Source organism: Arthrobacter sp. TJ-254 (genome assembly GCF_058269175.1).
Genome location: NZ_JBZCNF010000002.1, coordinates 144,475 through 158,665 on the forward strand (window position 1 = coordinate 144,475; position 14,191 = coordinate 158,665).

The following is a 14,191-nucleotide window of genomic DNA, read 5'->3' on the forward strand; positions in this document are numbered from 1 at the left end:
AAGCCCTTCCGGGCCCGTGCTGATTCGAAGAGGTCTCAGACAATGTCCTTCCGCATCCGAACCGTCCTCGCGACCGTCGCCCTTGCCGCCACAAGCCTCGCCGGAGGAGCCCCTGCCTCGGCCGACACCCTCGACATCGCCCCGCCCGGCGCCAACGACTGGTCCTGCAAGCCCAGTGCCAAGCACCCGCGGCCCGTGGTGCTGGTCCCCGGCACCTTCGAGAGCATGACCAAGAACTGGGCGACGCTATCTCCACGCCTCGCGGCACAGGGGTACTGCGTCTTCGCCCTCAACTACGGCACCACCAACGGCGTGGACGCGACCGGGTTCATCGCCGATTCGGCAGGCGAGCTCGCCTCCTTCATCGACGGGGTGCTGGGTGCCACAGGGGCCCAGAAGGTGGACATCGTCGGCCACAGCCAGGGCGGAATGATGCCGCGGTACTACCTCGGGTTCCTCGGCGGAGCGAAAATGGTCAACCACCTCGTGGGGATCGCGCCGTCCAACCACGGCACCGAAGGCGTCATTGCCCCGACGCCGGACCAGGTTCCCCTGGGCGCCGGCGATTCGGGTCTCCTCTGCCAGGCGTGTGCCGACCAGGAGGCGGGGTCGGCGTTCCTCGCGAAGCTCAACTCGATCGGCGATACCGTGAACGGCCCGTCCTACACGGTGCTCTCGACAAAGTACGACGAGGTGGTCACCCCCTATACGAGCCAGTTCCTGAGTGGGCCGGCCCGGCAGGTCACGAACATCACCCTCCAGGACAAGTGCCCGCTCGATCCGATCGAGCACGACCAGGCCCCGAACGATCCGGTGGTGCACCAGCTGGTCAGCCACGCCCTCGCCTCGAAGGGTCCGGCGAGCCCCCTGTACCAGCCGGAATGTTTATGACCATTGAGGAGTTGAGTAATACAGACTCAACTTTGGTTTGACTCCCTGCCAGCACGGAGTACAGTTGAGTGGAGAACGCTCAATCTACGCGCCCGGCGGTTGAGCGGCCAGCAAATTCCCGGGCTGTCGAAAGGAAACTTGCATGTCACGTGCAGTAGGCATTGACCTCGGAACCACCAACTCAGTTGTTTCAGTCCTCGAAGGCGGCGAGCCCACCGTCATTGCCAACGCCGAAGGCGCGCGCACCACGCCGTCGATCGTTGCGTTCTCCAAGGCGGGCGAGGTGCTGGTCGGCGAGATCGCCAAGCGCCAGGCCGTCAACAACATCGACCGCACCATCGCGTCGGTCAAGCGCCACATGGGCACCGACTGGTCCATCCCCGTCGACGACAAGAAGTACACCGCCCAGGAAATCTCGGCCCGCATCCTGCAGAAGCTGAAGACCGACGCCGAGTCCTACCTCGGCGAGAAGGTGACCGACGCCGTCATCACCGTTCCCGCGTACTTCAACGACGCCGAGCGCCAGGCCACCAAGGAGGCCGGCGAGATCGCGGGCCTGAAGGTGCTGCGCATCGTCAACGAGCCCACCGCCGCGGCGCTCGCCTACGGACTCGACAAGGGCAAGGAAGACGAGCTCATCCTCGTGTTCGACCTCGGCGGCGGAACGTTCGACGTCTCCCTGCTCGAAGTCGGCAAGGACGAGGACCAGTTCTCCACCATCCAGGTCCGCTCCACCGCGGGCGACAACCGCCTTGGCGGCGACGACTGGGACCAGCGCGTCGTCGACTTCCTCCTGGCCCAGGCCAAGGCCAAGGGTGCCGACCTGTCCAAGGACAAGATCGCCCTGCAGCGCCTCAAGGAAGCTGCCGAGCAGGCCAAGAAGGAACTGTCTTCGGCCACCTCGACCAACATCTCCCTGCAGTACCTCTCCGTCACCCCCGAGGGCCCCGTGCACCTCGACGAGCACCTCTCCCGCGCCAAGTTCCAGGACCTCACCAAGGATCTGCTCGACCGCACGAAGAAGCCGTTCCACGACGTGATCTCCGAGGCCGGCATCAAGGTCTCCGACATCAACCACATCATCCTGGTCGGCGGCTCCACCCGCATGCCCGCGGTCTCCGAGCTGGTCAAGGAACTCGCCGGCGGCAAGGAGCCCAACAAGGGCGTCAACCCCGATGAGGTCGTGGCCGTCGGCGCCGCACTGCAGGCCGGTGTGCTGAAGGGCGAGCGCAAGGACGTCCTGCTGATCGACGTCACCCCGCTCTCCCTCGGCATCGAGACCAAGGGCGGCATGATGACAAAGCTCATCGAGCGCAACACCGCCATCCCGACCAAGCGGTCCGAGACCTTCACCACCGCCGACGACAACCAGCCGTCCGTGGCGATCCAGGTCTTCCAGGGCGAGCGCGAGTTCACCCGCGACAACAAGCCGCTGGGCACCTTCGAGCTGACCGGCATCGCGCCGGCCCCGCGCGGAGTCCCGCAGGTCGAGGTCACCTTCGACATCGACGCCAACGGCATCGTCCACGTGTCCGCCAAGGACAAGGGCACCGGCGCCGAGCAGTCGATGACCATCACCGGTGGATCCTCCCTCTCCAAGGAGGACATCGACCGCATGGTCCGCGAGGCCGAGGAGCACGCAGCCGAGGACAAGGCCCGCCGCGAGGCAGCCGACACCCGCAACGCCGCCGAGCAGCTCGCCTACTCCGTTGACAAGCTCATCTCCGATAACTCGGACAAGCTGCCCGAGGGGGTCAAGACCGAGGTTCAGGCCGACGTCGACGCCCTGAAGAAGGCGCTTGAAGGCCAGGACAACGACGACGAGGTGAAGTCCGCGTTCGAGAAGCTGCAGTCCTCCCAGACCAAGCTGGGCGAGGCGATCTACGCCCAGTCGCAGCAGGACGCGGGTTCGGCGGGCGCCGGTGCCTCGGCTGACGGCCAGACGCCGCCGGCCGGTGCCGACGACGACATTGTCGACGCCGAAGTTGTGGACGAAGACGACATCAACGAGAAGAAGTAACAATGCCGCACCACGGAAACGAAGAAGAGCACCAGTCAGAGCCAGTGAGCTTCCGCGACAAGCGGAAGATTGATCCTGAAACGGGCGCGGTCCGTGGGCAGCAGAACGGCACCGGCGACCCGGCACCGGCCGAGCCGGTGTCCGGGGACCCAGCCGGGGAGGAGGCGCCCCCGGCGCCGCCCGCCGCGGACACCGCCGACGGCGACGCGCTCGCCCAGGCCGAAGCCATCCTCAACGAGGCCGGCGAGGGCGAAGACGCGCCGGTGACGGAGGTCATCGCTGAACTGCGCAACGACCTGCTCCGGCTGCAGGCTGAGTACGTCAACTACCGGCGCCGCGTAGAGCGGGACCGCGACGTTGCACGCGACCAGGCAGTCATCGGCGTCATCAACTCGCTGATGCCGGTCCTCGACGACATCGACGCCGCGCGCCAGCACGGCGACCTCGTCGACGGGCCGTTCGCGGCGATCGCGGGCAAGTTCGAGAACGCCCTCAAGGCTTACGAACTGACCCGGATCGACGAGACCGGTGTCGCGTTCGACCCGAACATCCACGAGGCGCTCATCCAGCAGCCGAGCCCGGAGGTGCAGGCCGACAGTGTCAGCCAGGTCCTCCGCGCCGGATACCGGAAGGGTGACCGGGTGCTTCGGGCGGCCCAAGTGATCGTCGCAGTACCGGAGTAATCTCCGTCAATGCTGGCCGGGTCCCCGGACGGCGGCAACGAAACTTCCCGCTCGCAGAGCTCGCCGGAAGTATTAAAGCCGCCTTCCCCGGGAACCCGGCCAGCGTCGGCAGTACCTCCGGCAGGTACTGTTCCCTACATCATTGAAGAAGCAGTGAAAGGAGACTCCAATTGGCTAGTCAGGATTGGGTCGATAAGGATTTTTACAAGATCCTCGGTGTCTCCAAGGACGCAACGGACGCCGATATCAAAAAGGCGTACCGCAAGCTTGCCCGCAAGCACCACCCGGACCGCAACGACGGCGATGCCGGATCCGAGCGGACCTTCAAGGACGTCTCCGAGGCATACTCCGTCCTTTCCGATCCTGAGGAACGCAAGCAGTACGATGCCATCCGCGCCATGGGCGGCGGAGCGCGCTTCACCGCCGGCGGGGCCGGTGGCGCCGGGGGAGGCGCCGGCGGCTTCGAGGACATCTTCGGCAACCTTTTCGGGCAGGGCGCCGGGTCCCGCCAGCGCACCGGAACCGGATACGGCGACCTCCCGCCCGAGTTCGCCGACCTGTTCGGCGGAGGCGCCGGTGGCTTCGGCGGAGGATTCTCGGCTCCTCCCCGGCGCGGCGCCGACCGCACCGCCAGCACCACCATCTCCTTCGCAGGCTCGATCAAGGGCACCACGATCGGCCTGCGCGAACCGTCCGGTGAAGTCATCGACGTGCGCATCCCGCCGGGGATCAAGGACGGGCAGAAGGTTCGCGTGCGCGGCAAGGGCCAGTCGGGCCCGGCAGGCAGCGGGGACCTGATGGTCACCGTCAACGTCAAGAGCCACCCGCTGTTCGAACGCGACGGCGACAACATCAAGGTCCACGTTCCGGTCACCTTCCCCGAAGCGGCGCTCGGCGCGCAGATCGAGGTTCCCACCATCTCCGGAGAGATGGTCAAGATGAAGGTTCCACCCGGAACGCCCTCGGGCCGGACCCTGCGGCTCAAGGGCCGCGGCGTTTCAACCTCGAAGACAACCGGCGACCTCCTCGTCACGATCGACGTCGTCGTCCCCCAGAACCTCTCGAAGGAAGCCGCGGCCGCCGTCGAGGCGTTCGCGGCCGCAACAGCCGAAGCGAATCCCCGCGCCGGCCTCGCTGCCAAAGCGCAGCTCTAAGGGCAGCCCGCCTCCGGACGGGCTGCCCACCACGAACCGAAGAATTGCCATGAGGAGGCGACGCCCGCAATGGATGTGTCAATGCCGATCTACGTGATCTCGGTGGCCGCGGAGCTGGCCGATATGCACCCCCAAACCCTCCGCCAGTACGACCGGCTGGGCCTGGTGACGCCCAGCCGCGCTCCCGGCCGCGCCCGCCGGTATTCGATGAAGGATGTGAGCACCCTCCGGGAAATCCAGCGGCTTTCCCAGGAAGGGGTCTCCCTCGAGGGGATCCGGCGCATCCTCGACCTTGAAAACCAGGTCTCGGAACTCCAGCAGCGGGTCAAGGAACTCAGCGCCGAACTGCTGCAGCGCCGCGGCCAGCCCGACCCGAGCCGCGTCTTCGCCGCAGGCCTTGCCGGCGACGTCGTCACGCTCGCCCGCGGCCAGCGCCCGCGCGCCCGCAGCCAGGCGCTGATGGTCTGGCGGCCGCAGAGCTGAATCCTCCCGGCCGTCTTGGGCCGCCCGGGGCCCTGCGCAGAGAATGGCGCTGGAAATTGGAGTGGCCGCAGGGCAGACTTGAGTAATGCCAGAACTCCGCGCACGAACGGGAATGCCGAGGAAATGATGGAAGAACTACTTCAACTCCTCCTTCTTGGCCTGGGTTTCCTGGCCTTCCTCACCATCGGCTCCGGTGTGACGCTGTGGCTGCTCGTCAGGCGCATCAAGCGTTCGGGCGTCGTGAAGCAGGCCGCCGAGCACGGAAGGCTGACCCTCCACAGCTATGCGGTGGACCCCATCACCCGTGAGCCGGCACGCCTGATCCTCGAGCTCCGCCGCTCGGTCCAGGCCACGCGGCGGGCGCTTGCCGAGGCAGTGCACCGCGGGCGGCCGGTGGGTGAGCTCCCCGGGGCGGCCCGGGAGCTGGAGTGGGCGGCGCTGTCCCTTGAGGATCAGCTCAGGATCGCCGACCGGGAGCCGAACCGCAAACTCAAGCGCGAACTCTCGGCAGGGCTGGCAGGTCAGGCGCGCGCCCTCGAAAAACTGTCGGTGGACCTGCGCCGGTGCCTGCTGCAGACATCCTGGTCGCTCGACGGCGTACAGCTTCAGCGGGCCGACGTGCGGCTGCGCATGGAAATCAGCGCAATGCACTCGTGGATGAATGCATACGGCGCCCGGCAGGCCTCGTGAGGCCCCGGAAACAGCGGCGCGGCTGAGGCTCCGGCATGTCGATTGGACGCCGCATCAAGCGCATTGTCCGCGCATCGAAAGCGTCGGCCCAGGACGCCGGCACCGACCCGATGCTCGCCGCCCAGCAGGTCCAGCAGGCGCAACAGCAGTCCCTGGAATCCGCGCGGCGGGCAGCGGCGGACCTCGCCGCCCACCGCCGGCGCCTTGAAATCATCACCCAGGACGCCGCGGCGAGGGTGCGTTACTTCGAAGCCCAGGCCGCAGCCGCCGTCGACCGCGGCGACGACGCCACAGCGCGGACGGCGATCCGTGAGGCAATGAACGCAGGCAAGCACCTGGCCATCGTGTCGGCGCAGTTTGAGGAAGCCGACGCCCAGGCCCGCAGGATCGCGGCGGACGTCGGCCGCCTTGAACGCCGGATCTACGAAAACGCGCTCCAACACCAGGCCATCGCCGCGCAGCGCGCACGCGCCGAGGCGTCCCTCGGGGTGCAGGAGGCTCTCAACGCCGCGTCGCGGCCGGTCCCCGGCGCGGAGCTTGCGGCCCGGGAAGCCGAGCGGGAGGCCCGCCGGCTCGCCGCCATTGCGGCAGCGCGGGAGGAACTGGCGTGGTCGGACTCAACATCCCTGCGCGTCGAGGAAGCGTTTGAGGAACTCGAGGCCGACACCGCGGCAGGTGAAGAACTCGCCCGGCTCAAGGAACGACGCCCTAAAGGCTATCCTCCAAGGCAGCAGTAAGGGCCTCCATTGCCGCAGCGTCGACGTCGTCAACGCTGCGGAGGCGGATGCGCCACGCGAATGGATCGTTGGCCGGTGCACGCACCGGCTCGACGCGCGCGTTGCCCGGCAGCGGAACGCGCAGCAGCACGTCCACCGCCGTCTTGGTGGCCGGGGTGACCTGCGCGAATTTGCGGCGCGCCGTCTGGAGCGAGACGTAGGTCTTGCGCATCTGGACCTCAACGCCCTCGGTTCCGAGCGCCCAGGCCAGGAGGATGTCGGCGATCGGCCGCAGTGCGGGCCGGTCGGCGTACTGCCCTTCGTAAAGCTCGTCAGCGGAGCGCATGAAGTACGCCGGATAGCCGAACATGGCCCAGTCAACGCTCATCAGGCTGTACCCGGTGACGTCCTGGCGTTTCAGCCAGGCCGCCAGCTCGGCCCGGGATCCGATGCCGGCTTCCCGTGCGGAGAGCACCCACTCGTCGACGCTGCGTCCCGTTGTGCGCTGGAGACGTTCGGCGTTCGTGTCAACCATCACCTGCCAGGTCTTGATCTCGCTCATGGCCCACAGCCTAGCTGCCCACCGGGCGCCGGCCGGAACCCTGCGGGGTGAAGGGCCCGTTGGTACACTCGCACCATGACTGAGCTGAACGGGTCCCATTACCTCGTTGTCGGCGCCACCGGAGTGCTCGGTTCCGAGATCGCCAGGCGGCTGGCGGCGCGGGGCGCCCGGCTCACCCTCTCCGGGCGCTCGACGGCCAAGCTTGAGGCCCTCGCCGGGGAACTCGGCACTGCGGCTCTCGGCACCGTCGCGGCCGACCTCGGACGCATCGGTGCTCCCGCCGAGATCGCCGCCGCAGCGTACGGGCGCGAACTCAATGGGGTGGTTTTCGCTGCCGGCTCGGTTGCCTTCGGCCCCGCCGTCGAGGTTGATGACGAAACCCTTGATGAACTCATGCTTGCCAACCTGCTCGGCTACATGCGGCTGATGCGCGAGGTGGGCCCGAAGCTGGCGCAGGATTCGGTCGTCGTGCAGCTCAGCGCCGTCGTCGCCGAGAGCCCGACCCTTGGCATGGCCGCCTACTCGGCGACGAAGGCCGGGCTCAGCGCCTATGGCAAGTCGCTCGGACTTGAGCTGCGGCGGCAGGGGGTGCGGGTGCTCGACGTGCGGCCTCCCCACACCGAAACCGGACTCGCCGGGCGGCCCCTTGCCGGCAGCGCGCCGCGGCTGCCGCGCGGCAAGGACCCGGGAGAAGTGGCCGAGCGGATCGTAATGGCCATTGTGGACGGGGAGAAGGACCTGCCGTCGTCGGCGTTCTGACGGACCCGACACCGTGCTCCACACTGTCCTGGGGCCGCCGGGCTCCGAAGCCTTACCCCGGCGGTTCACCGGCGCGCCGGGCGGCCCTGCTGACGGCAGGTCAGCCCGGCTGGCCCGACGTGTTTCCCTGCCCAGCCCCCGCTGCGCCCGGAGGGAGCCGCCCGGGATCCGTCTCGAGGTCTGCGCGGTCCCAACCGCCGGCCTCGGCCGCCGCTTCGTAGGTCGACTGGAAGAACTCAAGGACGGCGGCATCCGGATTGGGAGCCGCGCGCGCCACCTCGTAGGGGAGCAGGAACTGCCGGTAGTCGCTGTTGTAGTAGGCGCCGGCCGGCCGCACCGGGCTTTCGGCATACCCGGCGGTCTCGGGATAGATGTACGAATAGAAGGCGCCCTCCTCCCCGCCGCCCGGCCAGAAGCCGCAGCTGCTCAGCTCCCTCGAGTAGCTTTCGACCATCACCCAGTCCGGCGCGTTCGGGATGCCGCCGGGGTGCGGCGGGGCAGGCCTGCCGGAGAACCGCGTGCACGCCATGTCCATCGAACCCCAGAAGAAGTGCACCGGGCTCACCTTCCCGGCGAAATGCGCCCGGAACTTCTGCATGACCCGGTCCACCTGCATCAGTTGCCGCCAGAAAAGCTCGACCGACGCCCGGTCGTAGGTGCGGTGCCCGTAGTCCTCGGTGAAGGGGACAGCAGGCTCGACTTCTGTCGGCACGGCGCGGATCGACGTCGCAATGCCAAGGCCGGCCAGCGCGCTCATCGTCTCCTCGAAGAACTCGGCCACCGGCTTCGACTCGAGAACCACCGACCCTTCGCGGCCGTCGCTGCTGCGGATCCGGAGAACGTCAGCGAGGAAATCAAACTCCATGTCGAAGTTCCCCTGCCCGTAGGGGATCGAGGATGTGCCGAGGCCCCGCGGTGTCACATAGAGGGGAACATTCCACCAGTGGTTGACCAGCGGGGCGTGCGCCAAACGAATTTTCCCGACAATCTGCAGCCACATGTGGACGGTCTCCCGCGTCGAAGCCCACTCGTCGACCCGCAGCCGCGGCCAGGGCGGAACTGCGGCGGCGTCGGTTCTCGTGAATTCCACAGTGTCCCTCCGAATCTCCGGTCCTAGACGCCGGCTTTGAGGTTGAAGGAGGCTGTTCCCAGCACGACTCCGTGCCCCGCGATGAGAAGACCGTCCGCCAGCACCGTGCCCACCTTTCCTGTTCCGCGGACTGCGATGCTCACTGCTGCTCCTGGCGGTGGGGAAGCGTAATGATGGGGAAGGTGGTGCGGCGAATGCCCTCTGGGAGTGCTGCAGGGCCGCCGATGCGCTGCCACGAATGTACGTCCACGGGGTGCCGCGGTAAAGGGGTCACGGCCCGGCTCTGGCACCGGTGGGGCGCAGGGTGTAAAACTAGACGACCATTGCAGGGCTTTGCTTCACGCCGGCCTGCGGGAAGGACGAAATAATGACCGATGTTACGGGGATTGATCAATCGGCGCCCCCCTCGGGGACCGGGTGCGTGGAATGCCTGACGGCGAACGGCTGGTGGTTCCACCTGCGCCGCTGCGCCCAGTGCGGACACATTGGCTGCTGCGATTCCTCGCCCAACCAGCACGCCAGCTCACATGCCGCTGAGACCGGCCACCCTGTGGTCCGCTCTTTCGAGCCGGGGGAGGACTGGTTCTGGAACTACACCACCGGGGAGTACGTGAGGGGACCGGAGCTTGCGCCTCCCCAGAGCTACCCGCAGACCCAGCCCGTTCCGGGGCCCGAGGGCCGTGTGCCGGCCGACTGGGTCACCAAACTGCACTAGCTCCAGCGGGCTTTCGTCGTTAGAGGCGCCGGTAAGTGAGGTCGAAGATCATTCGGCCCGCCTCAATGGCCTTGTTCTCGAAGCTGGTCAGCGGGCGGCCCTCGAAGCGCGGGGCCCAGCCGCCGAGCGTGTCGGTGCCTTCGTTCTCTCCGGTGTTTCCGGTGCTGACCGGATCCTTGCCGGCACGCACGGGAGCGCCTCCAACGATCTGCTCCACCCCGCTCGCCCACACCTGGGTCAGGGGGCTGGCCGCTCCGGTGCGCTCGCCGGCATGGGCGTTGTCGAAGAACGGCGAAGCATCAAGCACCGCGCGCATCTGCACGGCGTAATCGGACCAGTCGGTTGCCAGCCGGAACAGGGATCCGGGGGTGAGCACGCGCGCGGCGAGCTCAGCGAAGCTTTCCTTCACGAGCCGGCGCTTGCGGTGGCGGGCCTTGTGCCAGGGATCGGGGAAGTAGACCCACAGCTCGCTGACCGACCCGGCCGCGAGCATTCCCGCCATCGCCTCGGGGGCGTTGACCTGGGCCACCCTCACGTTCGCGAGGTCCTTCTGGCTGATCCTCAGCATTGTCTGCGCCAGCCCCGGCCGGTACACCTCAAGGGCAAGGAAGTCGCGTTCCGGCTCCAGTTCCGCGGCGTGGGTGATCGCCTCGCCCAGGCCCGAACCGACCTCGACCACCAGGGGGGCCCTGCGGCCGAAGGCGGCCTCGGCATCGAACCTGTAACCGGGGTCGACTGAGGTATCGGCCTCAACCCGCGGCACATCGATCAGGTAGTCGGCGGAGAGTTCGGCCCAGGCGTCGCGGCGGCGCCCCTGCAGCCTCGAGCCCCGGCGGACAAAGGAGACCGGCTGGCCGCGGTGGGCTGCGGAAGCGTCGGCCGACGGCGCGTCCTGGGAGTCATGGTCTGTATACATCGGTATCAAGGCTACCGCCCGGGACGGCGCGGGGACGCCGCCCGGGCGGCTGGAACCCCGGTCAGCCGGGTTCGCCGGCGGGGGCAGCGAGCCGCGACAGCGCGAGCTGGGCGTATAGGGCAGCGCCGTCGGCGAGGACGTTGTCGTCGAACACAGCGCCCGGTGAGTGGTTGAACGGCGCCTCCCTGGGATCCGCTCCGGGCGTCGTCGCCCCGAGGAACAGGAACGTCCCCGGCACCGCCTCAAGAATCCGGGAGAAGTCCTCCGATCCGCTCAGCGGCTGCTCCAAGGTGCGGTAGCGTTCCGGCCCGAACAGGGCTTCGACCTGCCGCTGCGCGTGGAGGGTTTCCGCGGCGTCGGTGACGGTGAGCGGGTATTCGGTTGAGTACTCGACCTCCGCTTCGAGCCCGTGCGCCTGGGCGATGCCGTTGACGAGCTGCGGGGCCCATTCGGTCATGCGCTTCCGGTTTTCCTCCGAGAACGTGCGCACAGTGGCTTCGACGCGCGCGTTGTCGGGAACGATGTTCCGCTTCGTTCCCGCACGCAGCACGCCCACCGTGAGCACCACGGGGTCGAACATGTCGAACCTGCGGGTCACCATCACCTGCAGGGCGGTCACAATCTCCGCGGCAACCGTCACCGGGTCCTTCGCCCGGTGCGGCGCCGAACCGTGGCCACCCGCGCCGCGGATCGTCACCGTCAGGCCGTCCGACGCCGACATCAGGGTCCCGGGGCGGCTGGCAACGACGCCGTTGAGCAGCAGCGAGGACGTCACGTGGATCCCGTAGGCGGCATCAGGGACCCGCCCCGCGGCGTCGAGCACGCCTTCGCGGATCATCACCGCGGCGCCGTCGTAGCCTTCCTCGCCGGGCTGGAACATCAGCACGACGTCGCCGGCCAGCTCGCCGCGGCGTTCGGCAAGCAGGGTTGCCGCACCCGCGAGCATCGCCGTGTGGAGGTCGTGGCCGCAGGCGTGCATGACGCCCTCAACCTGGGAGCTGTAGGGGACTCCGGTGAGTTCGGCGACCGGAAGCGCGTCCATGTCGCCGCGCAGCAGCACCACCGGCCGGGGCCCCGTGCCGGAGGGCGCCGTGCCCCGCAGCACCGCCGTGACCGACGTCGACGCCGTTCCGCAGGTGATCTCGAGGGGGAGCCCGTTCAGCGCTTCGAGGACCTTCTGCTGGGTCCGGGGCAGCAGGAGTCCGATCTCCGGCTCCTGGTGGAGCCGGTGCCGCAGCTCCGTGAGGGAGGCGCTGATGCGGCGGGCGTCATCGAGCAGGCCCGGGGCCGGTTGGGCCGGGAGAGACTGCGGCGAAGCGGGAGAAATCACGGGGGTCCTTCCTGATCTGCGGCGAGCTGAATGGATACGGGTGTGTCGGATCCCACAATCGCAGACAACAGCGCCAATCGGCGGCATTGCGCGCCCGTCCGCGGCCCGTGGTCCGGCGGGCCGCCGTCCGGCTGGTACAGTGAAAGGACATGTCTGCGTACCTTTAGGGTCATTTCGACCCGCACTGCCCGCAGCCTGCGTCGATGAACGCTTTCTTTTGTCCCGCATCAAGCTTCCTTTGATGGAAGCGCGGTGGACACTGTCTGACTTTTCTTCGGCGAACCCCTGTGCCAACCGGCGCCGGGGAAGATGAGAAGAAAGTTCGTGTAAATACATGACTACTTTTGCTGCCCTTGGTGTGCCCAAAGCGCTGGTTGCGAACCTTTCCGCGCAGGGAATCACCGAACCTTTCCCCATCCAGGTCAAGACCCTGCCCGACACCCTGGCAGGGCGTGACGTCCTCGGACGCGGCCGCACCGGCTCGGGAAAGACCCTCGCTTTTGCCCTCCCCATGGTCTCCCGCCTCGCCGAGCAGGAAGCCGCCTACCGGCGCAAGCCCGGACGGCCGCTGGCACTGATCCTCGCCCCGACCCGCGAGCTCGCCACGCAGATCAACAACACCGTTGAGCCCCTCGCCAACGAGCTGGGCCTGAACACCACCGTCATTTACGGCGGCGTCTCCCAGCAGCGCCAGGAAAAGGCGCTGCGTGCCGGCGTCGACATCGTCATCGCGTGCCCCGGCCGCCTTGAGGACCTCATGCGCCAGAAGCTGATCACGCTCGAGTCGGTTGAGATCACCATCCTCGACGAGGCCGACCACATGGCCGACCTCGGCTTCCTGCCCGTCGTGAAGAAGCTCATGGACACCACGCCCACCGAGGGCCAGCGCCTGCTGTTCTCGGCAACGCTCGACAACGGCGTTGACAAGCTCGTCAACCGCTACCTGAGCAAGCCCGTGACCCACTCGGTCGACGATCCCCAGGCCGCGGTGACCACGATGGAGCACCACGTGCTGCTCATCGGCGACCAGACCCAGAAGAAGCAGCTCATCGTCCAGCTCGCCTCGGGCACCGGGCGCCGCCTGCTGTTCATGCGCACCAAGCACCACGCGCGCAAGCTGGCCAAGACCCTGACCGACGCCGGCATCCCCGCCGTCGACCTTCACGGAAACCTCTCGCAGAACGCCCGCGACCGGAACCTTGCGGAGTTCTCCAGCGGAGACGTCCGCGTCCTCGTGGCGACCGACGTCGCCGCCCGCGGCGTCCACGTTGACGACGTCGAACTCGTCGTCCACGTCGACCCGCCCACCGAGCACAAGGCGTACCTGCACCGTTCGGGCCGCACCGCCCGCGCCGGTTCCTCAGGCACCGTCGTGACGATCACCCTGCCGGAGCAGAAGTCCGAGGTTCAGAAGCTGATGCGCGCCGCCGGCGTCGACGTCGCCTTCGAGAACGTCAAGGCGACTTCGCCGCTCATCGGCAAGCTGATCGGTGATGTCGCGGAGAAGGTTGATCCGCGCACCCGTGCCGCACTGATCGCCCAGCGCGACTCCGCCCGCGGCGAGGGCACCTCCACCGGGGCGAACGCCCAGCGCAAGCGCGCCCGCCGCGGCACCGCAGCGCCGGCAGCCGGCGGACGCGGCGGCAGGGGTGGCCGTGGCCGCGTCTCCGCCGACGCGCAGCCCGCCCAGGGCAACCGCGCCGACCGCCGCAAGGACCAGCCGCAGGCTCCCCGCTTCGGGAGCGACGCCGGGTCAGGCACCGGCGGAAGCCGCCGTCGTTCGACCGACGAGGCCGCAGGCACCCGCAGCCGCAGGCCGGCGACCGGCCAGCGCGCCGGTGACGTCGCACCGCGCCGTCCCGCGTCCGGCGCAGCACCAGCGGCCGGCGGCCAGCGCAGCCACGCGCCGTCGTCCGGCGGCAGGCCCGCATCGGCACCCCGCTCAGGCGGACCGCGCCGGGCCACCGCTCCGGCGTCGAACGAACGACGTTCGCGCTAGGCCCTGCCGAGACCGCAGAAGAGCCCCTTCCCGCATGCGGGAGGGGGCTCTTCCGTCTCCCACCCCCGTCGAGTTGGCAGGTCACCACCGTTCGACGACGCCGAAGCGTGGTGAGCTGCAGTTTCGGCGGGGGTGGAGGACGGGGAAAGGGTGGTTAGCTGCCAACTCCGTCCACCGTGAGCG

Annotated in this window: 14 protein-coding genes; 10 read left to right on the plus strand and 4 right to left on the minus strand. The window is 68.3% G+C overall.

From position 1 onward, the window contains the following. The first annotated feature begins 42 nt into the window (after positions 1 to 42). From AC4D14_RS05725 to AC4D14_RS05755, 7 genes are all read left to right on the plus strand, one after another. Positions 43 to 891 carry an esterase/lipase family protein gene (locus AC4D14_RS05725; RefSeq protein WP_490900647.1) on the plus strand — a complete coding sequence of 283 codons (849 nt, stop codon included), beginning with the start codon at positions 43 to 45 and terminating at the stop codon, positions 889 to 891. Positions 892 to 1,033: 142 nt separating this feature from the next. Beyond that, positions 1,034 to 2,911: a molecular chaperone DnaK gene (gene dnaK / locus AC4D14_RS05730; protein WP_490900648.1), complete on the plus strand. Its 1,878-nt coding sequence runs from the start codon at positions 1,034 to 1,036 to the stop codon at positions 2,909 to 2,911. Positions 2,912 to 2,913: 2 nt separating this feature from the next. Next, positions 2,914 to 3,594: a nucleotide exchange factor GrpE gene (locus AC4D14_RS05735; protein WP_490900649.1), complete on the plus strand. Its 681-nt coding sequence runs from the start codon at positions 2,914 to 2,916 to the stop codon at positions 3,592 to 3,594. Between the two features lie 170 nt (positions 3,595 to 3,764). Then, positions 3,765 to 4,748: a DnaJ C-terminal domain-containing protein gene (locus tag AC4D14_RS05740; protein ID WP_490900651.1), complete on the plus strand. Its 984-nt coding sequence runs from the start codon at positions 3,765 to 3,767 to the stop codon at positions 4,746 to 4,748. Positions 4,749 to 4,829: 81 nt separating this feature from the next. Beyond that, positions 4,830 to 5,231, plus strand: coding sequence for a heat shock protein transcriptional repressor HspR (locus AC4D14_RS05745; protein WP_490900652.1), 402 nt, complete (start codon positions 4,830 to 4,832; stop codon positions 5,229 to 5,231). A gap of 123 nt (positions 5,232 to 5,354) precedes the next feature. Further along, positions 5,355 to 5,921 (plus strand): hypothetical protein, encoded by a 567-nt coding sequence (locus AC4D14_RS05750; protein ID WP_490900654.1) that lies wholly within the window; start codon positions 5,355 to 5,357, stop codon positions 5,919 to 5,921. A gap of 35 nt (positions 5,922 to 5,956) precedes the next feature. Beyond that, complete coding sequence (locus AC4D14_RS05755) at positions 5,957 to 6,658, plus strand: PspA/IM30 family protein (RefSeq protein ID WP_490900655.1); 702 nt, start codon at positions 5,957 to 5,959, stop codon at positions 6,656 to 6,658. On the opposite strand, the gene AC4D14_RS05760 is transcribed toward AC4D14_RS05755, so the two are convergent. Further along, positions 6,630 to 7,199 (minus strand): DUF5655 domain-containing protein, encoded by a 570-nt coding sequence (locus AC4D14_RS05760; protein WP_490900657.1) that lies wholly within the window; start codon positions 7,197 to 7,199, stop codon positions 6,630 to 6,632. The genes AC4D14_RS05755 and AC4D14_RS05760 overlap by 29 nt on opposite strands. A 75-nt stretch (positions 7,200 to 7,274) precedes the next feature. Here AC4D14_RS05760 and AC4D14_RS05765 point away from each other — a divergent pair, with 75 nt between their 5' ends. Continuing rightward, positions 7,275 to 7,958 carry an SDR family NAD(P)-dependent oxidoreductase gene (locus tag AC4D14_RS05765; RefSeq protein ID WP_490900659.1) on the plus strand — a complete coding sequence of 228 codons (684 nt, stop codon included), beginning with the start codon at positions 7,275 to 7,277 and terminating at the stop codon, positions 7,956 to 7,958. Between the two features lie 100 nt (positions 7,959 to 8,058). On the opposite strand, the gene AC4D14_RS05770 is transcribed toward AC4D14_RS05765, so the two are convergent. Beyond that, complete coding sequence (locus tag AC4D14_RS05770; protein ID WP_490900660.1) at positions 8,059 to 9,048, minus strand: DUF5996 family protein; 990 nt, start codon at positions 9,046 to 9,048, stop codon at positions 8,059 to 8,061. Between the two features lie 367 nt (positions 9,049 to 9,415). Here AC4D14_RS05770 and AC4D14_RS05775 point away from each other — a divergent pair, with 367 nt between their 5' ends. Next, positions 9,416 to 9,763, plus strand: a complete 348-nt coding sequence (locus AC4D14_RS05775) for a UBP-type zinc finger domain-containing protein (RefSeq protein ID WP_490900662.1) — start codon at positions 9,416 to 9,418, stop codon at positions 9,761 to 9,763. A gap of 19 nt (positions 9,764 to 9,782) precedes the next feature. Here AC4D14_RS05775 and trmB read toward each other — a convergent pair whose 3' ends face one another. Continuing rightward, the gene (gene trmB, locus AC4D14_RS05780) at positions 9,783 to 10,679 is read right to left on the minus strand and encodes a tRNA (guanosine(46)-N7)-methyltransferase TrmB (protein ID WP_490900664.1); all 897 of its coding nucleotides are present in this window, start codon (positions 10,677 to 10,679) and stop codon (positions 9,783 to 9,785) included. A 61-nt stretch (positions 10,680 to 10,740) separates the two neighbouring features. Further along, entirely contained in the window at positions 10,741 to 12,009 is a 1,269-nt protein-coding gene (locus AC4D14_RS05785; RefSeq protein WP_490900666.1) for a M20 metallopeptidase family protein, read from the minus strand. Positions 12,010 to 12,343: 334 nt separating this feature from the next. Between AC4D14_RS05785 and AC4D14_RS05790 the strand changes: the two genes are divergently transcribed. Next, positions 12,344 to 14,008 (plus strand): DEAD/DEAH box helicase, encoded by a 1,665-nt coding sequence (locus tag AC4D14_RS05790; RefSeq protein ID WP_490900667.1) that lies wholly within the window; start codon positions 12,344 to 12,346, stop codon positions 14,006 to 14,008. Positions 14,009 to 14,191: the final 183 nt, after the last annotated feature.